The organism is Mycolicibacterium llatzerense, assembly GCF_000878195.1.
Taxonomy (GTDB): Bacteria; Actinomycetota; Actinomycetes; order Mycobacteriales; family Mycobacteriaceae; genus Mycobacterium; species Mycobacterium llatzerense.
Genome location: NZ_JXST01000029.1, coordinates 1 through 21,884, shown reverse-complemented (window position 1 = coordinate 21,884; position 21,884 = coordinate 1). Strand labels below are relative to the sequence as shown.

Below are 21,884 nucleotides of genomic sequence, written 5' to 3'. Positions count from 1 at the left end.
CTGCTGTCGCAGTGTGCGAAGGCGCCCGCCGGAGTAACTTCACTCTTGGGCGCCTTCGGCATTCGGGCGGGTGCCCGGATCGAAGGAACGACGTAAGTGGCAGCCCCGCGACACCACGTGCACGTGTGCGACCACCCGCTCACGCGGGCGCAGGCGCGCCGGCTGAGTCGGCGATTCGCCGTCGCCGGAGTGCAGATCGAGCCCGGACGCCTGCAGGAGATCGCGGCGGGCGCGGCCACTGTCGGGGACGAACACATCGACGTCGCCTTCGCGATGGTTGCCGTCGGTTATGTCGAGGAATGCCACAACGCAAAATTGACGCGCATTCGCCGACGAATGGGCCGCTGGCTGCTGGTTGGTGCGATGATCGTGTTGAGTCTGTGTCTGCTCATCAGTTTGGCGATGGCCATGCTGACACTGATGCAGCCCACATTTACCGGGAGTTGAGCATCGAGAACGTATTGACGCGCTGGGCGATGGGGGTCATCGCCTTCGCGATGATCGTGGTCGCGGCTGTGCTGCCGTGGTACACCGCGCACAACGACCATGGCCGCGGCGCCATGAGCGGCTGGGGGATCTGGGACATCAGCGGGCACCTCGGCGCCGAGCTGCGGCCGCTGCCCTTCGCGGTGCTGATCCTGCTCGCGGCCGGCAAGATGATCGCTGCCGCCGTGCGCGCGATGTTCGGCACCGCGTTGGCCGCGGCCATCGCCTGCTTCGTCGTCAGCCTGCTGCCGTTGATGACGGGCGGCGCGGTCGACCGGCGCTTGGCCGGAAGTGATTCTGTCGCAGTGGTTCTCGGTCAGGCGGTCTACCCGATGATCACCATCGCCTTTGTGGCCTGTGTGGTGAGCTGGATCGGCTATGCCCGATGCGTGCTGCGCGCGGCGCCGAAGGCCGAAGTCGCGGTGCAGCCGGTCTGACCGGCATTCCACTGATCGGACTTTCTGCCTGCCCGAGCCCCCGCCCTGCGATTTACTTCGGCCATGGGTGCACAGGAACTGTTCAGTGGTGGGGTTGCGGTCATCACGGGGGCCGGCTCGGGGATCGGGGCCGGCTTGGCCCGGTACGCGGCCCAACTGGGTATGACGACCGTGCTGGCCGACGTGAATGCCGATGCGGTCGCCGCGCTGCGTGACGAGCTGACCGCGGCCGGCGCGACCGCCGTGGACGCGGTGTGCGACGTCCGGGACGCCGAGGCCGTGCAGGCCCTGGCCGACCGGGTCAACAGCGACATCGGCCCGGTGCGCCTGTTGGTGAACAACGCCGGCATCGAACAGTTCGGCTACCTGTGGGATACCCCGGTCGCCAACTGGGAGCGCGTCATGGACATCAACGTCAGCGGCGTCTTCCATGGCGTGCGGGCCTTCCTGCCCGCCATGTTGGCGTCGGGCGAACCGTCGTGGGTATGGAACATGTCGTCCGTCGGCGGCGTGTCGACGGTCCAGCTGCAGGCGCCGTACATCGTCAGCAAGCACGCCGTGCTGGCGCTGACCGAATGCCTGCGAGTCGAGATCGAACTGGCCGGCCACGACAACCACGTCTGTGTACAGGCGGTCTTGCCGGGCCCGGTTCAGTCGAACATCTTCACCGCCGCCGGTGGCGTCGAGAGCACGGCGGATGACGACGCCGCCACAGCCTCAGCGTCTGAGCGCACCGCCATGCACCAGCTCTCCGCCATGGATCCGCTCACCGCCGCCGAGGTCATCTTCGACCAGTCGGCGGCGGGTGGCTTCTACCTGACCACGCACCCCGAGGCCATTGCCGGCGCCATGACCGAACGCGCCCGCGTGCTCAGCGAGCAGGCGGTGCCCAAGCTGCGCAACCGCCGGTTCGCCGCCAACTGAGCTCGCCGGCTCACACCAGGGACGCCAGGAGTGCGGCCAGGCCGTACTCGAAAACCGCGTCGTAGTCGGTGGGCGAGCGCAAGGCCTCGACAAGCTTCTGATCGGGCCAGTCGTCGCCCCACAGTGACGCGTCTTCCTCGTCGTGCTCACCGCTGCGGATGGCCGAAAACTGCATCAGCGCAGACGAAATCACGTGCACCTCGATGGACCGCAAGGCCAGGGCCGCCTGATTTCCGGTGATCCCCAGCGCGGCCAGTTCGGCGGCGAGGGTCTGTTGCACTGGCTGGAACAGTGACGGTGTGCGGTCGCGTTCGTGCGCGATCGCCATCAGGTGCTGGCGTTCGATGAGCGCGGTGCGCTGCGCGCGGGCCAGGGCGGTGATGCGGTCTTTCGGGTTGTCGCCGACGGCGGGCAGGCTGGCCATCACGTCGATCAGCCGGTCGATCAGGTGGTCGAACAGTTTGTCCCGTCCACCGACGTGCCAGTAGATGGATGTGACGGCGACACCGAGATGCTCGGAAAGGCTCCGCATGGAAAATCCGGAGACGCCATCGCGTTCCAGCAATGCCGCGGCGGTATCGAGGATCAGTTGAGCGTCAACAGTTTTCGACGTGCCGTCGGACCCACGCTGGGATGCCTGCGCCATGACCACCTGCTTCCGGTATGCCGAACACCTAATCACACCCAATCGCGACCAGTCGCTAGATCTACGTCTCATCACGGTGTAACACTGTTACAGTACTGCCGCTGACTGATGGTCGCGGGTGGCAACGAGGGAGCAGATGTGTTCGATCTGAAGATCACCGGTGGCACTGTTGTCGACGGCACCGGCGCCGACCGGTTCACCGCTGATGTCGCGATCAAGGACGGCAAGATCGTCGAGGTTCATCGGCGCGGTCCGAATGACCCTGTGCTGTCCGGTGATTCGGCCGAGACCATCGATGCCGGCGGCAAGATCGTCGCTCCGGGGTTCGTGGACATCCACACCCACTACGACGGCCAGGTCAGCTGGGACAGCGTGCTGGAACCGTCGAGCAACCACGGGGTGACGACGGTGGTCGCGGGCAACTGTGGCGTCGGCTTCGCGCCGGTGCGTCCCGGCCAGGAGGAATGGCTGATCCGGCTGATGGAAGGCGTCGAGGACATTCCCGGCACCGCCCTCACCGAGGGCATCACCTGGGGCTGGGAGACTTTCGGCGAATACCTCGATGTCGTCGGCCGGCGTGAACTCTCGGTCGACATGGGTACCCAGATCGCCCACGGTGCGGTCCGGGCGTACGCCATGGGGGAGCGCGGCGCCCGCAACGAACCCGCCAACGCCGACGACATCAAGGCCATGGCGAAACTGGTCCAGGAAGCGATCGAGGTTGGGGCACTGGGCTTTTCGTCGTCGCGCACGCTGGCACACCGCGCCATGGACGGCGAACCGGTGCCGGGCACGTTCGCCGCCGAGGACGAGCTGTTCGCCCTGGGCCGGGCCACCGCGGCCGGCGGGGCAGCGGTCTTCGAGCTGGCGCCGCAGGGCGCTGCCGGCGAGGACATCATCGCGCCGCGCAAGGAACTCGACTGGATGCGCCGCCTCGGCGAGGAGATCGACTGTGCGTTGAGCTTTGCGCTCATCCAGGTCGACGCCGATCCGAATCTGTGGCGTGAGCAGCTCGACCTGTCGGCCGCGGCGCATCAGGCGGGCAGCCGGTTGTTCCCCCAGGTGGCGGCGCGGCCGTTCGGCATGCTGCTGGGTTTCCCTGGCCATCACGCATTCACGCACCGCCCGACCTACCGCCGGCTGGCCGCCGAATGCACGCGCGAAGAGCTCGCCGAGAAGCTGGCAGAGCCCGCGGTGCGGGCCGCGATCCTGGCGGAGGACGACCTGCCGATCGACCCCACAAAGCTGTTCGACGGCATGTTCATGCTGGCGCAGAATGCGGCAAATCGCTTGTACGACATCGGTGAACCGCCGGACTACGAGCCGACCGTCGAGCGCACCGTCGCGGCCATCGCGCAGCGGCGCGGCATGGATCCACTCGCCGCGATGTACGACCTGATGCTCGAGGCCAACGCCGGGGCCATGCTCATGTACCCGATGTTCAACTACTCGGACGGCAACCATGACGCCATCCGCGAGATGCTCACGCACCCGGCCGGGGTGCTGGGGCTCTCTGACGGCGGCGCGCACTGCAGCATGATCTGTGACGCCTCGTACCCGACGTTCCTGCTCACGCACTGGGCCCGGGACCGTCACCGTGGCGAGAAGCTGCCGTTGGAGTACGTCATCCGGAAGCAGTCGCACGACACCGCCCAGCTCTACGGCATGTCCGACCGCGGTGTGATCAGCGTGGGCAAGAAGGCCGACATCAACGTCATCGACCTCGATGCGCTGACGTTGCACGCACCCAAAATGGTGCATGACCTGCCCGCCGGTGGAAAACGCTTGGTGCAGGGCGCAAGTGGCTACGACGCGACGATCGTCAGCGGCACCGTCACCCGCCGTCACGGCATCGATACCGGCGCCCGTCCGGGCCGGCTGGTCCGCGGCATCCGCTAGGTCGATGCGGCGGCCCGGCGGCGGGTTTGCAATCGCGATGATTTCAGGGGGCTGCGGTGTCTCCATTCGGCGATGGCGTCGGATGGCAAGCGCTGAAAGCTGCGGCGCAGATTCTCTGGTCGACTCCGCGATGTGGGCCCCCGAATTCTGCTGAGTCGCGCAACGGGCGCACGCCAGTGCTGGGGCGATGGCGTCAAAGTTGCTGACCTGCAGCTGTTTTGACGGTACGGCCCCTATGTACCGCGGCGTCGGGGGTGTCGTCGGCGACCCGGCCCGCGCGACTCTGGGTGTGGTGGTGCGATCGGTCGATGCGCGTCGGACCGAACCTGCCCGCCGGTAGCGCGATTATTCCCTTTCCCTGGCGCTGACGGTGTCGCAGCTGCCGCGATCTGCGCGCGGCTCGGCAAAGTGGTCGTATCCCGTCAGGAAAGCAGGTCGCGTGATGCCCGATTCGTCGAACCGATTCCATCTGGCAGTGGCTTTGGACGGCGCCGGATGGCACCCGGCCGCGTGGCGGGAAGCCGACGCGCGACCCGCAGACCTGTTCGGTGCCGGGTACTGGACCGATCTGGCCGTCGAGGCAGAACGCGGCTCAGTGGATCTGGTGACCATCGAAGACTCGCTTGCGGTGCAGTCCGACGATCCGTTCGAGCCCGACGATCGAACCGATCGGGTCCGCGGCCGGTTGGACGCCGTGCTCATCGCCGCCCGCGTCGCACCTCGTACTCAGCGGATCGGGCTGGTGCCGACGACGGTGGTCACCCATACCGAGCCTTTTCATGTGTCGAAGTCCATCGCCACGCTGGACTACGTGAGCGCCGGGCGGGCCGGCGTTCGTGTGCAGATCGCGGGCCGCCGAGATGTGGCCGCCCATTTCGGGCGGCGTGAACCGGCAGTCGAACGACAGATCCGTGAATACTTCACCGAGACAGCCGATTACGTCGAAGTGTTGCGTCGCCTCTGGGACAGCTGGGAGGACGACGCGGAGATCCGCGACGCCGCCACGGGACGATTCGTCGACCGGGACAAGCTGCACTACATCGACTTCGAAGGCCGCTGGTTTTCGGTCAAGGGCCCGTCGATCACGCCGCGCCCGCCGCAGGGCCAGCCGATCGTCGCGGCCCTGGGCCACGGCGGCGCCTCCTACGAGTTGATCGCCGGCAGCGCAGACATCGGGTTCGTGACCCCGCGTGACGCCGAGGATGCGGCAGACATCGTCGGTGAGATCCGTGCCCTACAACAGGCTGTGGGCCGGGGTTCCGAGAAGCTGCACATCTTCGGCGACCTGGTGGTCTTTCTCGACGACAGCGAGTTGGCGGCCCAGGCCCGTCGGCGTCGGCTCGATGACCTCGCCGGATCCGAATATCGCAGTGACGCGCGAATTTTCGTCGGTACCGCGGCTCACTTGGCCGACCTGCTGCAGGAATGGCACGCCGCTGGGTTGACGGGCTTCCGGCTGCGGCCGGCGACGCTGCCCCACGACCTGCGCCAGATCACCGAGCAGCTCGTGCCCGAACTGCGCCGACGGGCGCTGTTCCGCGGCGAGTACGAAGCGAACACGCTCCGCGGGTTGCTCGGCCTGCCGCGTCCCGCCAACCGCTATGCGCTCGCCTGAACCACTGAAACACGCAGAATCCGAGGATCAGCCAATGAGCAAGCCAGTCAAGCAAACTCACCTGGCCGCGCACTTCCCCGGGGTGAACAACACCACCGTGTGGAGCGACCCGGCCGCCGGCAGCCACATCGAGTTCAGCTCGTTCATACATTTCGCCGAGACCGCTGAGCGCGGGAAATTCGATTTCCTGTTTCTGGCCGAAGGGCTGCGGCTGCGGGAACAGAACGGACTCATCTACGACCTCGACGTGGTGGGCCGTCCGGACACCTTCACCGTGCTGGCGGCGCTGGCTGCGGTGACGGAGCGAATCGGGTTGACCGGCACCATCAATTCGACATTCAACGAGCCCTACGAGGTAGCCCGCCAATTCGCCTCGCTGGACCACCTGTCCGCAGGCCGTGCCGCCTGGAATGTCGTGACATCGTGGGATGCGTTCACGGGGGAGAACTTTCGCCGTGGCGGCTTCCTCGCCGAGGACCAGCGTTACGAGCGGGCCAAGACGTTCCTGGCGACGGCGCTCGAGCTCGTCGACTCGTGGCGCGGTGGCGAGATCGTGGCAGACAAGGCTGCCGGCGTGTTCTTGTCCGATCCCGACGCCGGGGCCTTCGATCACACGGACAGTCACTTCGACATCCACGGCCGGTTCAACGTGCCACGCAGCCCCCAGGGCCGGCCGGTGATCTTCCAGGCAGGCGATTCAGACGAGGGCCGGGAGTTCGCGGCATCGGCTGCCGATGCGATCTTCTCCAGGCACAGCACGCTGGAGGCAGGCCAGGCGTTCTACACCGATGTCAAAGGCAGGCTGGCTCGGTACGGGCGCCGTCATGACGAGTTGCTGATCCTGCCGGCCGCCACCTTCGTAATCGGCGACACGGACCAGGAGGCGGCCGACATCGCGCACGAGGTCCGGCTTGCCCAGGTCTCTCCACAGACCGCGATCAAATTTCTCGAACAGCTCTGGAACCGGGACCTTTCCGACCATGATCCGGACGGCCCGCTGCCCACCGTGGATCCGGTCGTGGGGGAGAACACCATCGCCCGCGGTCGGGCCAGCGTGCGCATGTTCCGCGACCCCCTCGCGACCGCCGCCGAGTGGAGGGCCAAAGCCGAGGCGCAGAACCTCAGCAGCCGTGAGCTGATCATCGAAGTCACCGGCAGGCAGTCGTTCATCGGGTCGGCTCAGACGATCGCGTCGACCATCGACGACTTCGTTCAGGCCGATGCCAGTGACGGATTCATCCTGGTCCCGCACATCACGCCCGGCGGACTCGATGTGTTTGTCGACCAGGTGGTGCTGCTGCTGCAGGAGCGCGGCACGTTCCGCACCGAATACGCGGGCAGTACGTTGCGCGACCACCTGGGGCTGGCGCCGCTGCCGCGACCGGCGCGCCGCACGAACCCGTCCACCGAGGTGGCGTCGTAGACCATGGCGACTCCACTGACAGTGCTCGATCTGGTGCCCATCTCGTCGGGTTCGACTGCGCCGCAGGCGTTGCGCAACAGCATCGACCTCGCAAAGCGCGCGGAGGCGCTCGGCTATGCGCGCTACTGGTTCGCCGAACATCACCTCAATCCCGGTATTGCCGGCACGTCGCCGGCGGTGCTGCTCGCGCTGACCGCTGCGGAGACCTCGACCATCCGGCTGGGTTCGGGCGCGGTACAGATGGGGCACCGGACCGCGGTGGCGACGGTGGAGGAGTTCGGCCTGCTCGACGCCCTGCATCCCGGCCGGTTCGACCTCGGCCTGGGGCGCTCCGGCGGCAAGCCGCGGGAAGCCAAGGTGCCCGTACCCGCCGCGGCAGCCACCCGGGTCAATGGCACTGGCGGAAACGGACTGCTGATCCCCGGGAAGTTCGATCCGTTACCGCTGTTGAAGTCCCCGCGGTTCGCACTCCAGCGGGCGCTGCTCCAGCTGCCGGGCGCGCAATCGCAGGACTACACCGACCAGATCGACGACATTCTTGCGTTGATCGCAGGCGGCTACCGCAACGCGGATGGGTTGACGGCACGGGTTGTGCCGGGCGAAGGTGCTGACCTCCAGATCTGGATCCTGGGCAGCAGCGGCGGTGAGAGTGCCGACGTTGCCGGCACGCGAGGGCTGCGCTTCGCCGGCAATTATCACGTCGCGCCGGCATCGGTCCTGGAGGCGACCGACGCCTACCGGGCCGCGTTTCGGCCGTCGGCCGAGCTCGCCGAGCCCTACGTCGCGGTCTCGGCCGACGTCGTCGTCGCCGAAGACGAGGCCACCGCCCGGGAACACGCCGCCGGCTACGGCCTGTGGGTGCGCAGTATCCGGACGGCTGAAGGCGCGATCCCGTTTCCGGCCCCGGCCGAAGCCCGGACACACGCCTGGACCGCCGCCGAACGCGACCTCGTCGCCGACCGAGTGGATACCCAGTTCGTCGGATCGGCCGCCCAGGTCGCCGACCAGCTCGAGCGGTTACGCGACGCCACGGCGGCCGACGAGCTCATCATCACGACCATCACTCACGACCACAACGACCGGGTGCGGTCCTATGAGCTGCTGGCCGAGGAATGGTCCCGCAGGTGACCTGTCTGGCCAGAACCCGGACGGCCCAGTCATTTTCGACGGTTTCGGGGCGGCTCGTCCCCTGGGAGTGTCGAGCGCCACTGCCGTTGGGTTGATCTGCCCCCTAATCTGGACACATGACATCGAGCAGCGCCCTGTTCCAGATCGAGGACTGCATCGACGAGGCGGGGCGGGTGAAGCTGCCGCCCACCGCGACGCTGATCGCCTTGATCGACGGGAACATCGCACATCTGCCCGACATGGTGGCCTACCGTTACCTGGATTACTCCGGCTCCGATGTGCGGACGACAGAACTGACCTGGTCCGAACTCGGGGTGCGCCTGGCGGCCATCGCGGCCCGGGTACAGGCGGTCGCCGCGCGTGGTGATCGAGTTGCCATCATGGCGCCGCAGGGCCTCGACTACGTCGCCGGGTTCTTCGCGGCGATCAAGGCCGGCGCCATTGCGGTGCCGCTGTTCGCGCCCGAATTACCGGGGCATGCCGAACGTTTGGACACGGCGCTGCACGACGCGCGACCAGCTGCGATCCTGACGACGGCGTCGGCGCGGTCCGCCGTCACCGAATTCCTGTCCGCCCACCCGGATTTGGGCAGTCCGACGGTCGTCGCCGTCGGTGAGGTGCCGGACGACGAAGGCGTCGCGTTCGATCCCGTCCACATCGACATCGACGACGTCTCTCACCTGCAGTACACCTCGGGCGCAACCCGACCGCCGGTCGGCGTCGAGATCACGCACAAAGCCGTGGGCACCAATCTGATTCAGATGATCCTGTCCATCGACATGCTGGACCGCAACACCCACGGCGTCAGCTGGCTGCCGCTGTATCACGATATGGGTCTGTCCATGATCGGCTTTCCTACCGTGTACGGCGGACACTCAACGTTGCTGTCTCCCACCGCATTCATCCGTCGGCCGCTGCGGTGGATCCAGGCGTTGTCCGACGGGTCGAAGGTCGGCCGGGTGGTCACCGCCGCACCGAATTTCGCCTACGAGTGGTCGGCGCATCGTGGTGCGCCGGGCCCCGGCGACGACATCGACCTGGCCAACGTGGTGATGATCGTCGGTTCGGAGCCGGTCAGCATCGACGCCATCAAAACGTTCAACGCGGCGTTCGAACCGTACGGGCTGCCGAAGACAGCGATCAAGCCGTCCTACGGCATCGCCGAGGCAACACTTTTCGTCTCCAACATCGCACCTGACGCGGAGGCGACGGTGCGGTACTTCGACCGCGACCAGCTCGCGGCGGGCTTCGCCGTGGCGGTGTCCGAGGATGCACCGGGCGCGGTCGCGCAGGTCTCCTGTGGGCAGACGGCCAGCAGCCTGTGGACGGTGATGGTGGACCCGGCCACCGGAACCGAGCAGCCCGACGGGCGAGTCGGCGAGATCTGGTTGCAGGGCAACAACATCGGCCGCGGCTACTGGGGTCTGCCGGACGAGACGCGTGAGGTATTCCAGGCTCGGCTTCGGTGCGTCCTACCGAAGGACAGTCACGCTGACGGCGCCGATGTCGACGGATGCTGGATGCGCACAGGCGATCTGGGCTTCTATCTCGACGGCGAGTTGTACGTGACCGGGCGGCTGGCCGACATCATCACGATCGACGGGCAAAATCACTATCCGCATGACCTCGAGGCCACCGCTGCTGACGCGTCAGCTCTGGTGCGGCGGGGGTACGTGGCCGCGTTCACCGTGCCCGTCGATGGTGGCGACCAGCTCGTGATCATCGCCGAGCGCGCATCAGGCACGGCCCGCAGTGATCCGCAGCCGGCGATCGACGCGATTCGCGCGCTGGTGGCCGAGCGCCACGCAGTGACCGTCGCCGACGTCCGGTTGCTGCCCGCGGGCGGTATCCCGCGCACCACCAGCGGGAAATTGGCCCGCCGCGCCTGCCGCGCCGCGTATCTGGACGGGACGCTCTAGGCCGGTTCTCCCGCGAGCAGACGCAAAACTGTCGTTTCTGGACGTGATTCGACAGTTTTACGTCTGCTCGCGCTTACTGCCATCCGACCCGCTATGAGGGGACTCATAGTCAAGCGGGTAATCGTCCTCAGGTGGAGCGATCATGTGCGGATTGTTGGGCGCCATTGACTCCTGGTTATGATTCGGATCATAATTCGGACCGAATGATCCGCCCGCCAGGAGCTGCCCATGCCGACCGATACCCGTCAGTCGATGGTGCTTGCCGCCGTCGAGCTGTTGCGCGAGCGCGGCGTCGACGGTGTCACGCTCGACGATGTGCTCAGCCGGAGCGGGGCACCCCGGGGGTCGATCTATCATCATTTTCCGAGCGGGCGTGCCCAGATCATCGACGAGGCCGCGCAGCTCAGCGGTGATGCGATCTCCCGGCTCATCTCCAATGCCGCGGACAACGGACCCGCCGCCGTCGTCGATGCAGTCACAGCCTTCTGGCGAAAACTACTGCGCCAGAACAATTTCGCCGTCGGGTGCCCGGTGGTGTCCATCGCCGTCAGCGCCCAGCCGGACTCGGCACTGGCACAGCACGCCAATCAGATTTTCCGCACCTGGCACGAGTTGGTCACCGATTGTCTGACGGCGGATGGCCTCGACACCGCGGTCGCGCGACGGCTCGCCACCACGTCTCTCGGCGCGATTGAAGGTGCGATCACCATGTGCCGGGCCACGTCGAGCCTGCGGCCACTCGAGGACGTCAACACCGAACTGAAGGTCCTGTTGGCGGCCCGGACACTTTTCGCCGCAGAACCTGCGGCCGAAACCGTGAGGCGCCCAGCCAAACGGACTGCACGGAAGGGAAGTTGAAATCGTGGAATGGACCGGTGCGGTGTATGCCGACGCCCCGACCGTCGAGGTTTCGACGTGGATCGACGCGCCCGTGGCACGGGTATGGGAACTGGCATCCGACATCACGGTGATGCCCGAGTGCAGCCCGGAGCTGCAGCGAGTCGAGTGGCTCGACGGCTGCGACGGACCTCGTGCCGGCGCCCGATTCGTCGGCTACAACAGCCACCCCGCACTCGGTGAATGGTCGACGGAATCCGAGATTGTCGAGTACGAACCACAACATGTGATGGCTTGGGCCATCGGAGATGCCGAGAACCCGACCGCGACCTGGCGGCTGAGCCTGAGCCCCGAGGGCACCGGAACCCGGCTCGCGCAATGGGCTCAGCTGGGACCCGCGCCGTCGGGCTTGTCTCTGGCGATCGCCCGGATGCCCGACAAGGAACAGAAGATCGTGTTCAACCGGCTCCGCGAATTCGAGTCCGGTATGCAGTGCGCACTGGAGCACATCAAGCGACGGGCTGAAAGCTGATGCGCGCGGCGACAACCATCGAGGCCGCCAGCCTCGGAACCTGGGACCACCAAAGGATTTTCGTCTCCGAAGCCGAGAAGATGGGCCTCGACATCTGCTGGGTGGCCGAGGCCTGGGGATCCGACGCGCCGTCGGCGTTGGGTTACTACGCCGCGTGCACCGACCGGATGTTGTTGGGCTCGGGCATTATTCAGCTCGGCACTCGTACCCCGGTGGCCATCGCCCAGGCGGCGGTCACGTTGTCGAACCTGTCGGGCGGACGCTTCTTGCTGGGTCTTGGCGCCTCGGGACCGCAAGTGATGGAAGGTTTGCACGGCGTGCCGTTCGCCAAGCCGCTGGGCCGGATGCGGGAAACCATCGACATCATCCGGCAAGCCATCGCGGGCGATCGGATCACGTACACCGGCAAGCAGTTCCAGATCCCGATGCCCGGTGGCGACGTCAAGCCGATGCGCTTGTCGATGCGGGCGGAGCACGAAATACCGCTGTACATAGCCAGTCTCACGCCCGCCATGCTGCGCCTGACCGGCGAGGTCGCCGACGGCTGGCTCGGCACCAGCTTCGTGCCGGAGGGCGCAGACGACGCCTACTTCGCCCATCTCGACGACGGACTCGGTCGCTCTGGCCGGACCCGCGCCGACTTGGACATCTGCCAGGGCGCCGAGGTGTCCTTCGCACGCGACGAAGCGCAGCTGAAAACGATGATCGACGCGCGGAAGTCCGAACTGGCGTTCAGCCTCGGTGGAATGGGTTCGGCCTCAACCAATTTCTACAACCAGGCGTACAGCCGCCAGGGCTGGGCTGACGTCGCCGCGGCGGTTCGGGAACGCTGGCAGGCCGGGGACCGCGACGGTGCGGCGGCGTTGATCACCGACGACATGATCCTCGCGACCACCCTGATCGGCACCGCGGACATGGTGCGCGATCGTCTGCAAGTCTGGTGCGACGCCGGCGTCGACACCGTCCGCATCTACCCGGCGGGCGACACCATCGAGGAACGATTCACCACTCTCGGCGCGGCGATCGACCTGGTGCATTCGATCAACCGGTAACCCGTCACGTGTAGGCGACGTGGACGCCGTGGATGTGGCCTTCGAACGGGAAGGGTGCGCGTTCGCGGTAGTCCATTGACACCGGCGAGCCGAGGCAGGTGCCGATGTCGAGGCAGTCGTTCGCGGTGAACAGCAGCGGGGCACTGATCGGAACCTGGCCCGAGGCCACTGTGTCACCGTCGACCGCGATGACGATGTCCAGCGGGCCGCCCGCACGTGGCTCGGCGTACTGGGTCGTCACGGTAATGGTGTGCCGCCCCGGCGCGATCACGCCATCCGATTGGATCTTCGTCTTCTGCAGGATGAACAGGTTGTACTCGTAGCGCACCTGGCCGTTCTCGAAGTAGCACGTCAACCCGCCCGCGCCACTGCCAAGGGCGTACAGCACGCCGGACGCGTCCTCCGGGATATCCGCGTCGATGGTCACCACGTTGTTCTTGTTGCCCAGCCCGGGCGCGCAGAATTCCGGCATCCGGATCATGTCGCCGGAGAACTTCCACTCCCTGAACGGCGGCGCGATCCGCAGCTCGGGGTGATACACCGGCACCCACAGGCCGCCACCGATCGGCAGCACCGCGTTCTTCGCCGCCTCGATCGCGAACATCTCGCGCATCTGGGCCAGCTTCTCAGGCATCTGCGCCGCGAGATCGTTGGCTTGCGTCCAGTCCTGGTCCAGGTGGTACAGCTCCCACACGTCCTGGTCGGGGGTCCAGGTTGCCATGCCGGGCGGGAGGCCGGGGATCCACGGCAGCCGCGGTCCGACCGCGCCGGCGAACCACCCGTCGTGGTAGATGCCCCGGCTGCCCATGATCTCGAAGTACTGAGTCTTCTTGCCGCCCTGGGCATCCCGATCAACCAGCGTCTGCGCGAAACCCGCACCCGCCAGCGGCATCTGCGCCTCCCCGGACACGGTGCGCGGTGGTTCGATCCCGACCACCTGGTAGATGGTCGGCACGACGTCATTGCAATGCAGGAAATGCGGGCGCGGCGTCGGATCGGCCGCCACCTTCGCCGGCCACCGCACCGCGAGCGGATTGCGGGTGCCGCCCAGGTGCGAGGCCATCAACTTCATGCCCTTGTACGGCGTGGACCCGGCCCATGCCCAGCCCGCGTGGTACTGGTTGTCGACCAGCGGAGAACCGAGGACGTCCAGCCCGCCGAGCTCGTCGAGGGCGTCGATGTGCTGACGGACGGTCGTCGGAATTCCGTTCTGCGCCAGCAATTCCGAGATGGTGCCGTTCTGGCCTTCGCCCGAGGAACCGTTGTCGCCCCAGATGTACAGGAACAGCGTGTTGTCGGCGTAGCCCAGCGCTTCGAGTTCGTCGGTGATCCGGCCGACCTGAACGTCGACGTGCTCGGCGTACCCGGCGGCGACCTCCATCAGGCGCCGCTGGAACGGCTTCTCGTCCTCGGGGATGTCATCCCAGGCGGGCAGCTGCTCGTCGCGCTCGGTGAGTTCGCAGTCGGCGGGGATCCAGCCCTTGTCCTTCGCCCGCTCGAATACTCGCTGCCGGTAGGCATCCCAGCCGTCGTCGAACTTGCCCGCGTACTTGTCTGCCCAGTCCTTCATGATGTGGTGCGGGCCGTGCAGGCAGCCGCTGGCCCAGTACATGAAGAACGGCTTGTCGGCGTTGAACGCCTTGTGTCGCCGCAGCCACGAAATCGCGTCGTCCGCCAGATCTTCGGACAGGTGGTAGCCCTCTTCGGCAGTCTTCGGCGGGGCGACGACGGTGGTGTTGCGGACCAGGTTGGGCTCGTACTGCGACGCCTCACCGGCGAGGAACCCGTAGAAGTACTCGAAACCCAAACCGGTGGGCCAGTTTTCGAACGGACCAGCGGCGGTGGTCTCCTCGGCCGGGGTGTTGTGCCACTTGCCGAAAGCCGACGTCGCGTAGCCGTACTGCTTGAGCACTTCCGCGACGGTGGCGCTGGACCGCGGAATCTTGCCCGCGTACCCGTCCCAGTCATTGGCGAGTTCGGCGATCTGTCCGTTGCCGATCTCGTGGTGGTTGCGGCCGGTCAGCAGCGAGGCCCGGGTCGGCGAGCACATCGCGGTGGTGTGAAATCTGTTGTAGGAAACGCCTTCAGCGCACACCCGGTCCAGTGTCGAGGTGGTCACCTCGCCGCCGAACGTCGATGGCAGGCCCGGACCGGCATCGTCGACGAGGACGATGACGATGTTGGGGGAGTCGTCGTGCAGGTGCTTGGGGACGGCGCGCGGTTGGTACGTCGACTCCTGCAGCGTCCGGCCCGCGATGCTGGCGGACGGAACCGGTGGGAACGGCAACACACCACCGCCGGGCAGCACCGGCGCGACGACACCTGTGTCAGACAACTCGACCCCTCTTTCTGCGAATGACCGCAAGCGGATTTCCCCGATCGTGCCGTCCACTGTGCCGCATGTCACTGACGGTCACGTCAGCGGGGCGTGGTGAGCGCCGGGAAACTCAGCCCCGGTAGCCGTCCAGGAAACCGGTCAGCCCGGACGGCGTGTGCGGGCCGATGGCGATCTGTTCGACGACGCCGATCCCGGTGCGCGCGCCCATGGTGGCCTTCACGACGTTCTGCAGATGCAGCGACGTGAAGTCGGTCGGGTCGAAATCGTCCAAACGGATTGATTCCCGGCCGATTTCGTACTGCCCATGGTTGGAGCCGTGTCCCCAGTGCGGGTGCCAGTAGCCGATGCCACGCATCCGGAACGTGTAGAGCTTCTCCAGCTCGATGTGGGTCTCACCCTCGATGGGGTCGGTGAACCACAGATGGGCACGCCGGATCTCGCGTCGCCCGGGCTCCCAGTCGAGTTCGTAGCCGATGTCGTAGCACTCGCGTACCCCGACCCGGCTCCACGGTGCGGCACCGGCCGGCAGCGGATCCAGAATTTCGGCGGTCTCGAGCCATCGTCGCCCGTCTTCGTGCTCGTGGAACGCGTAGTGGGTGAACCGATCCTCGAAATGCAGTGGCGCCCAGAGCCAGAAGACCTGGAATGGCATGGGCTGTCGCACCATCGGCAGCTGCTCGCCGACCGGCCGGATTCCCCACGAGCGATCCCGCGTCCCCGGGACGTCACCAGCCGCGACCGCCAGGTCCTCGCCGTCGACCGTGATCGTCCCTTCCCACGACCCCCACTGGGTGAGCCTGGTGTGGTCGGTCAGCACGATGCCTTCGGCGGTGCGTCGCTGCTGACGTGGCTCCTCCACGGCCACTGTGGTGGCACGGAAAGTCAGGTCGCAGGAGATGTTGTGCTCGTTGGAGTCGACGACGTAGCGGATGGTGCGCAGCGGCTCGAGCACCTCGATGCGGAAGGGGCCGACGGTCGCCGACCGGTCCAACGGCATCGCGCCCGACCCGAAGATCGAATGCTCGACACCGTCTTTCACCACGCTGAAGGCGGCGTCGATGATTCCGCGAACGGGGTAGAACCCCATGGCCGCACCGAAGTAGAAGTCGCCATCGCGCTGGTGGCCGTTGAACCAGTAGCGGTCGTAGTGGTTGGGGTCGCCACTGGCCGGCACGCCCACCGGGTCGGCCGAGGCGTGGATCGGATAGTCGTCGAAGGGAGTCAGCACGGTGTCAGCTCCCCGGCTCGCTGATCTTCACCAGCATCTTGCCGATGTTGGCTCCGGTGAACAGACCGTTGAGTGCGTCGATGCTGGATTCCAGTCCGTCGTAGACGGTTTCGCGATGCACCAGCAGGCCCTGCTGCTCCCAGCCGCTCAGCGCGGCGAAGGCCTCGTCGAAGCGTGCCCACTCTTCGAGCGCGATGAAGCCCTGCATCGTCGAGGCCGTGGCGAGCAGGTTCACGTAGTTGGACGGACCGGGGTGATCACCGTTGAGGTACGTGGTGATGATCCCGCACATGACCACGCGAGCCCGGTGGGCAAGGTTGCCCAGCGCGGCATTGAGGATGTCGCCGCCGACGTTGTCGAAGTAGACGTTGATCCCGCCCGGGCAGGCCGCCTTCAAAGCGGCGGGGAAGTCGTCGGCCTTGTAGTCGACGCAGGCGTCGAAGCCGAACTCCTCGACCACGACGCGGCACTTCTCCGGACCGCCTGCGATGCCGACGACGCGAGCGCCGGCGATCTTGGCGATCTGGCCGGCCACCGAGCCGGTGGCGCCGGCCGCGGCGGACACCACGACCGTCTCGCCGGGCTGGGGTTTTCCGACGCCCGTCATGCCGAAGTAGGCGGTCGCGCCGGTGGGCCCGTAGATCGACATCACCGCGAGGGGGTCGGTGTACCCGACCACCGGCGTGCTGAACAGATCGTCGCGGATGATCGCGTAGTCCTGCAGCCCGGTCAGTGTGGTCACCAGGCCGCCAACTTTGTATGCGGCACAGCGTGATTCGACGACCTCGCCGATACCGGCCACGCGCACCACCTGGCCGAGTTCCAGCGCCGGGAGGTAACCGGGTTCGCCGTCCAGCCAGGTCCGGGCGGCGGCGTCGATGCCGACATACCTCGTCCGCAGCAACGCCTCGCCCTCCGCGGGGACCGGAGCGGGCGCCGTCACCATCTCGGTGTCGTCGGGGGAGACCAGCCCATTGGGACGGCGGCGCAGCAGGACTTGACGGTTATCTCGGTTCATCGTGTCGTTTCTATGGGAAGCGATTTTTCATATTGATTATTAAAAGTCGCCTCGGTTATCGTCAACCCCGAATGTGAAAGTGGTCGCCAGGAGGGTCGGATGAGCGTGCCCAACGCAGCACCCCGCCGCGGGAGGCCGCCGCGCATCGACCAGAGCGCCATTGCCGCAGCGGTTTTGGAGATCGGCACCGAGAACGCCACCATGCGTCGGGTCGCCGAGCATCTCGGTGTCAGCCTGCCCGGGCTCTACCATCACGTGAAGAACCAGCACGACCTGCTGCGGCTGGCCACCGCCAGTGCCCTGACGAACTCGCCGCCGCCGCGCTACACCGGCGGGCACTGGGCGACGTGGCTACGCGACTACGCGTCCTACATCCGGACCGTGCTGGCGTCGGAGCCAGCGCTGGTGGAGAAGTTCGTCAGCGGGGCCGTCGGCCACGACGTCGAGATGGAGTACACCGCGGAGGCGGTCGAAGCGCTTGCCGCGCAAGGCTTGTCGCCGAGCGACGCCCTCGCGGTGTGGGCGTCGGTGAGCACGATGGCGGTCGGCAGCGTCACCGAGGCCCATCGGGAGTATCTCTACGCCGAGGGTGGGCAGCCGTGGCTGGCCCGGATCCTCGAACTCACCGACGCGCGCCCGCCCTCGGAGTACGCGACGTTGCGTGCCATCGCGACATCCGGCGACGATCCGTTCGGCGACGAGGCGTTCCAACATCGAATGACGTTGTTGCTGGGCGGGATCGCGGCCCACTACGGCCTGCCAGCGGAACCCTGACCGCAACGCCACACCGACCACAAACGCCGAAACGGCATACCAGCAGAACAAGTTTCGAGAACTTGCCTGCCGGAATGCCGTTTCGGCGGAAGTTGGATCAGCTGCGCGGGTACGTCGGGTATTCGATACCTGACAGGAACTGCACGACGCGGACCACCTGGCACGAGTAACCGAACTCGTTGTCGTACCAGCAGTACAGGATCGCCTGGTCGCCATCGACGATGGCGGCGTTCGCGTCGATGATCGATGCGGCACGCGAACCGATGAAATCGCTCGACACGGCGTCGGTCGCGGCGGTGTAGTCGAGGTTGCGGCTCAGCGGACCCGACAGCGACGTCTCGCGCAGGTGCGTGAGCACCTCCTCCTTCGTCGTCTCCTTTTTGAGCTGCAGGCTCAGGATCGCGATCGACACGTCAGGGGTGGGGACGCGGATCGAGTTACCCGTGATCTTGGCCTTGAGCTCGGGCAGGGCCTTGGCGACGGCCGAGGCGGCACCGGTCTCGGTGATCGTCAGGTTCAGCGGCGCCGAACGGCCACGACGGTCGGCCTTGTGGTAGTTGTCCAGCAGGTTCTGGTCGTTGGTGAACGAGTGGACCGTCTCGACGTGGCCGCGGATGATGCCGAACTTCTCGTCCATCGCCTTGAGCGGCGGCACGATCGCGTTGGTGGTACACGACGCGCACGAGAAGATCTGCTGGCTGACGTCCTGGCCGAGGTGGTTCACGCCGTGCACGATGTTCGGCACGTCGCCCTTGCCCGGTGCGGTCAGGACGACCTTCGAGATGCCCGGACGCAGGTGCTGCTCCAGGCCCGCGCGGTCGCGCCACTTGCCGGTGTTGTCGATGAGGATGGCGTCGTTGATGCCGTGCTCGGTGTAGTCGACCTCGGACGGGTCGTTGGCGTAGATGAACTTGATGACGTTGCCATTGGCGATGAGGAGGTTGTTCTCCTTGTCGACCTTGATGGTGCCGTTGAAGTGCCCGTGTACCGAGTCGCGGCGCAGCAGGGATGCGCGCTTCTTGAGGTCGTCGGCGCCACCGCTGCGGACCACGACGGCCCGCAGGTTCAGGCCGTTGCCGCCACCGGCCTTCTCGACGAGCAGCCGCGCCACGAGGCGACCGATCCGGCCGAAGCCGTAAAGCACCACGTCGCGCGGGCACTGCGGCTCACCCTTGTTGTCACCGGTGACCGCGGAAAGCGAGTCGGCGACGAAGTCGGCGACCGAGAGGCCGCGTTCGTCGGCGCGGTACGCGTGCACCAGCAGGCCGAGGTCGATCTTGGCCGGACCAAGGTCCAGGTTCGCCAGAGCCTCCAGGAACGGGAAGGTCTCGACCACCGACAGCTCTTCGCCGGCGATCTGCCGGGCGAAGCGATGCGTACGCAGGATGCTGATGACCGACTTGTTCACCAGTGACCGGCTGTGCAGCAGGACGGTGACGCCGCGCGTGCGGTGCAGAGTGCCGACGATCGGAATCATCGCCTCCGCCAGGGCTTCCTGGGTGTTCCAATTGGCAAGTTCTGGTGTATTCAACTCATCTGTCCTACGGGTCGCTTGGCCGATCGCGCTGAGCAGCGCATTCATGTTAGCGATCGGCATTTCCGGCTCTGCAGGTTGCTCCCGCTGGCAGGGCACGTAGGGGTTGACAGCTGCCCGAACAGGGCTTATCTACGCCGCCACGCTGGGCGCTCAGTGAATGGCGGGCTGAATCCGGCGGAGGACCGGGACCAGTCCGGCGAGCGCCGCAATGTTCGCCACCACGATGAGCGCGATGGTGTACGCGGGGGAGATGTCGTAGACGGTGCCGAGCACGCCGCCCGCGATGAGCAGCGCGACACCGCGCAGCAGGGCCAGCCAGCCGAACGCGATGGCCCGCAGGTTCGCCGGGACGAGCTCGGTGACCACCGACTTGACCGTCGAATCGAGCACCCCGTTGACGACGCCCCAGACCGCGACGCCGGCCCAGACCAGGGTGCGGTCGCCGGTGAAAGCGATCGCGGAAAATGCGGCGGCGATGGGAACGGCGAGCAGGGTGACCGGTCCGCGCTTGTCATAGACCCGGCCCATCACCAGGCCCGAAGCGCCGTCGACGGCCATCGCGACCGCGAACAGGATCGGTACCTGGGCGTCGGTGAGCAGCCCGGTGCGCTGGGCGTGGAAGGCCAGTAGCGGGAATGACGCGACGCCGCAGGAGAGCAGGCCGATGGCGACGACGTACTGCCAGAACTGGACCGGCAGCGCTGACTTGGCGCCGGCGGGCTGGGCCGCTGCGGTGTCGCGGGACGTGGCGTCCGTAGCCGTGGGCTCCGCGTGCACCGGTTCGTAGTCACGGGGGTCGGGAACGCGCAACCGGAGCCAGCCGAGCAGGGCCAGCACCAGCACACCGGGGACGATGAGTACCCCGAACGCCAGCCGATAGTCGCCGGCATGGGCGCTGAGCACCGCCGCCAGCAGCAGCGGCCCGGCGATCGCGCCGGTCTGGTCGAGGGCCTGGTGCACGCCGAACGCGCTGCCCCGACCGGTGCTTGTCGACGCATGCGAGAGCAGGGTGTCCTTCGCCGGTGAGCGCACTGCCTTGCCGAGGCGCTCCGTTCCGTACAACAGCAGTGCCGGCACGAGCGAGCCCGTGACGCCGATCAACGGGACGCTCAGCACCGTCAGTGCGTAGCCGGTGATGGTCCAGGCCCAGTAGTGCTGCGTGCGTGACACGGCGTAGCCGGCGACAACCCGTAGTCCATAGCCGATGAATTCCCCTGCGCCGGCGACCAATCCGACAATGGCGGCCGACGCGCCGAGGGTGGCCAGGTAGGGACCGATGATGCTGCGGGCGCCCTCGTACACCATGTCCGCGAGCAGGCTCACCACGCCGAAGACGAGGACGAAATGCCAGGGCTTGAGCGGTCGGCCGGTCACTGGTCGATTGTGCACGGGGGTCCGGCGGCCACCAAGGCAACCCGAACTGTCACCGATGTCCTGATGCAGAACTGTGGCGCGTGTCAGACCCCTCCGGTAGACTCGAACGCATGTTCGATCATTGCGGTATCGGTGGCACGGGAGTCCTCGCGCACGATGCCTCGACGGTCGATGCCATGGCGCATTTTGCGCGAGTGGAAGCGGTGGCCGCGTCCGGCCGGTTCGTGGCGATCGCGGATCTGGTGGAGCTGCGGGTCGACAATCAGGGTGATCGGCAGTGGTGGGCCTGCGATGGCTGGGACGCGGCCTGCGCGGAGGTCGGTGCCGCGCTGGGGATTGGCCCGAAGGAAGCATCGGGCCAGCTGTCGATGGCGATCGCGTTGCGGTACCGGCTACCGCGGGTGGCCGCGGTATTCGCCGCTGGTGGAGTGTCGGCGCGGACGGTGGGCACGATCTGTTGGCGCACCCGTCTGGTTGAGGACCCGAACCTGATGGCGGTGATCGATGCCGCGCTGGCCGGGGCGCTGTCGGAATGGGCGGGCCTGTCGCGCAAGAAGATCGAGAAGAAGATCGACGGCTGGGTGCACAAGTTCGACCCGGCCGCGGTCCTCAAAGTGCGGTCCGCCGCGCGTCGCCGTGGGGTCGGGGTCGGCAAACCCGATGACGACACCGGGGTCGCCTCCATCTGGGGTGCCCTGCTCGCGACTGATGCCGAAC

19 protein-coding genes are annotated in these 21,884 nt (G+C 66.8%); 12 read left to right on the top strand and 7 right to left on the bottom strand.

The genetic code is table 11. The annotated features are described in order from the left end of the window. Positions 1–39 precede the first annotated feature (39 nt). The gene (locus TL10_RS30995; RefSeq protein ID WP_131630771.1) at positions 40–306 is read right to left on the bottom strand and encodes a hypothetical protein; all 267 of its coding nucleotides are present in this window, start codon (positions 304–306) and stop codon (positions 40–42) included. Between TL10_RS30995 and TL10_RS19525 the strand changes: the two genes are divergently transcribed. Together TL10_RS19525 and TL10_RS19520 are read left to right on the top strand one after the other, a co-directional pair. Then, complete coding sequence (locus tag TL10_RS19525; RefSeq protein ID WP_131630770.1) at positions 300–923, top strand: hypothetical protein; 624 nt, start codon at positions 300–302, stop codon at positions 921–923. The two genes, TL10_RS30995 and TL10_RS19525, sit on opposite strands and share 7 nt — an antisense overlap. Positions 924–986: 63 nt before the next feature. Next, positions 987–1,847, top strand: a complete 861-nt coding sequence (locus tag TL10_RS19520; RefSeq protein ID WP_043396277.1) for an SDR family NAD(P)-dependent oxidoreductase — start codon at positions 987–989, stop codon at positions 1,845–1,847. 10 nt (positions 1,848–1,857) lie between these two features. Here TL10_RS19520 and TL10_RS19515 read toward each other — a convergent pair whose 3' ends face one another. Then, positions 1,858–2,493, bottom strand: a complete 636-nt coding sequence (locus tag TL10_RS19515) for a TetR/AcrR family transcriptional regulator (protein ID WP_043986944.1) — start codon at positions 2,491–2,493, stop codon at positions 1,858–1,860. Positions 2,494–2,631: 138 nt separating this feature from the next. Between TL10_RS19515 and TL10_RS19510 the strand changes: the two genes are divergently transcribed. From TL10_RS19510 to TL10_RS19475, 8 genes are all read left to right on the top strand, one after another. Continuing rightward, positions 2,632–4,392: an N-acyl-D-amino-acid deacylase family protein gene (locus TL10_RS19510; protein WP_043396530.1), complete on the top strand. Its 1,761-nt coding sequence runs from the start codon at positions 2,632–2,634 to the stop codon at positions 4,390–4,392. Positions 4,393–4,834: 442 nt separating this feature from the next. Next, positions 4,835–6,007, top strand: a complete 1,173-nt coding sequence (locus tag TL10_RS19505; RefSeq protein ID WP_043396272.1) for an LLM class flavin-dependent oxidoreductase — start codon at positions 4,835–4,837, stop codon at positions 6,005–6,007. 34 nt (positions 6,008–6,041) lie between these two features. Next, positions 6,042–7,430, top strand: a complete 1,389-nt coding sequence (locus TL10_RS19500) for an NtaA/DmoA family FMN-dependent monooxygenase (protein WP_043986929.1) — start codon at positions 6,042–6,044, stop codon at positions 7,428–7,430. A 3-nt stretch (positions 7,431–7,433) separates the two neighbouring features. Beyond that, on the top strand, positions 7,434–8,558 hold the full coding sequence (locus tag TL10_RS19495; RefSeq protein ID WP_043396265.1) for an LLM class flavin-dependent oxidoreductase: 1,125 nt from the start codon (positions 7,434–7,436) through the stop codon (positions 8,556–8,558). Between the two features lie 116 nt (positions 8,559–8,674). Then, on the top strand, positions 8,675–10,477 hold the full coding sequence (locus tag TL10_RS19490) for a fatty acyl-AMP ligase (protein WP_043396263.1): 1,803 nt from the start codon (positions 8,675–8,677) through the stop codon (positions 10,475–10,477). A gap of 228 nt (positions 10,478–10,705) precedes the next feature. Beyond that, a complete protein-coding gene (locus tag TL10_RS19485; protein ID WP_051954899.1) occupies positions 10,706–11,335 on the top strand; it encodes a TetR/AcrR family transcriptional regulator in 630 nt (209 codons plus the stop codon). Positions 11,336–11,339: 4 nt separating this feature from the next. Beyond that, a complete protein-coding gene (locus tag TL10_RS19480) occupies positions 11,340–11,846 on the top strand; it encodes an SRPBCC family protein (RefSeq protein ID WP_043396260.1) in 507 nt (168 codons plus the stop codon). Beyond that, on the top strand, positions 11,846–12,898 hold the full coding sequence (locus TL10_RS19475) for an LLM class flavin-dependent oxidoreductase (protein ID WP_043396258.1): 1,053 nt from the start codon (positions 11,846–11,848) through the stop codon (positions 12,896–12,898). Before TL10_RS19480 ends, TL10_RS19475 begins: the two co-directional genes overlap by 1 nt. A gap of 4 nt (positions 12,899–12,902) precedes the next feature. Here the strand turns inward: TL10_RS19475 and TL10_RS19470 are convergent, their stop codons facing one another. From TL10_RS19470 to TL10_RS19460, 3 genes are all read right to left on the bottom strand, one after another. Further along, the gene (locus tag TL10_RS19470; RefSeq protein ID WP_043396525.1) at positions 12,903–15,233 is read right to left on the bottom strand and encodes an arylsulfatase; all 2,331 of its coding nucleotides are present in this window, start codon (positions 15,231–15,233) and stop codon (positions 12,903–12,905) included. A gap of 112 nt (positions 15,234–15,345) precedes the next feature. Beyond that, positions 15,346–16,464, bottom strand: a complete 1,119-nt coding sequence (locus TL10_RS19465; protein ID WP_043396255.1) for an Rv3169 family protein — start codon at positions 16,462–16,464, stop codon at positions 15,346–15,348. 4 nt (positions 16,465–16,468) lie between these two features. Then, entirely contained in the window at positions 16,469–17,482 is a 1,014-nt protein-coding gene (locus TL10_RS19460) for an NADP-dependent oxidoreductase (RefSeq protein WP_043986928.1), read from the bottom strand. Positions 17,483–17,581: 99 nt separating this feature from the next. On the opposite strand from TL10_RS19460, the gene TL10_RS19455 reads away from it, so the two are divergent. Next, the gene (locus TL10_RS19455) at positions 17,582–18,256 is read left to right on the top strand and encodes a TetR/AcrR family transcriptional regulator C-terminal domain-containing protein (protein WP_043986927.1); all 675 of its coding nucleotides are present in this window, start codon (positions 17,582–17,584) and stop codon (positions 18,254–18,256) included. A 97-nt stretch (positions 18,257–18,353) separates the two neighbouring features. Here TL10_RS19455 and TL10_RS19450 read toward each other — a convergent pair whose 3' ends face one another. Both TL10_RS19450 and TL10_RS19445 read right to left on the bottom strand, forming a co-directional pair. After that, a complete protein-coding gene (locus TL10_RS19450) occupies positions 18,354–19,787 on the bottom strand; it encodes a glyceraldehyde-3-phosphate dehydrogenase (RefSeq protein ID WP_043396523.1) in 1,434 nt (477 codons plus the stop codon). A 156-nt stretch (positions 19,788–19,943) separates the two neighbouring features. After that, positions 19,944–21,167 carry an MFS transporter gene (locus tag TL10_RS19445; RefSeq protein ID WP_043986926.1) on the bottom strand — a complete coding sequence of 408 codons (1,224 nt, stop codon included), beginning with the start codon at positions 21,165–21,167 and terminating at the stop codon, positions 19,944–19,946. A 110-nt stretch (positions 21,168–21,277) separates the two neighbouring features. Here TL10_RS19445 and TL10_RS19440 point away from each other — a divergent pair. Next, on the top strand, positions 21,278–21,884 hold a 607-nt coding region (locus tag TL10_RS19440; RefSeq protein ID WP_043986925.1), incomplete at its 3' end, for a DUF222 domain-containing protein.

Coding starts and splice junctions, on each gene's coding strand:
- TL10_RS19525 (WP_131630770.1), top strand. CDS start 300: ATGCCACAACGCAAAATTGACGCGCATTCGCCGACGAATGGGCCGCTG.
- TL10_RS19520 (WP_043396277.1), top strand. CDS start 987: ATGGGTGCACAGGAACTGTTCAGTGGTGGGGTTGCGGTCATCACGGGG.
- TL10_RS19515 (WP_043986944.1), bottom strand. CDS start 2,493: ATGGCGCAGGCATCCCAGCGTGGGTCCGACGGCACGTCGAAAACTGTT.
- TL10_RS19505 (WP_043396272.1), top strand. CDS start 4,835: ATGCCCGATTCGTCGAACCGATTCCATCTGGCAGTGGCTTTGGACGGC.
- TL10_RS19500 (WP_043986929.1), top strand. CDS start 6,042: ATGAGCAAGCCAGTCAAGCAAACTCACCTGGCCGCGCACTTCCCCGGG.
- TL10_RS19495 (WP_043396265.1), top strand. CDS start 7,434: ATGGCGACTCCACTGACAGTGCTCGATCTGGTGCCCATCTCGTCGGGT.
- TL10_RS19490 (WP_043396263.1), top strand. CDS start 8,675: ATGACATCGAGCAGCGCCCTGTTCCAGATCGAGGACTGCATCGACGAG.
- TL10_RS19485 (WP_051954899.1), top strand. CDS start 10,706: ATGCCGACCGATACCCGTCAGTCGATGGTGCTTGCCGCCGTCGAGCTG.
- TL10_RS19475 (WP_043396258.1), top strand. CDS start 11,846: ATGCGCGCGGCGACAACCATCGAGGCCGCCAGCCTCGGAACCTGGGAC.
- TL10_RS19460 (WP_043986928.1), bottom strand. CDS start 17,482: ATGAACCGAGATAACCGTCAAGTCCTGCTGCGCCGCCGTCCCAATGGG.
- TL10_RS19455 (WP_043986927.1), top strand. CDS start 17,582: ATGAGCGTGCCCAACGCAGCACCCCGCCGCGGGAGGCCGCCGCGCATC.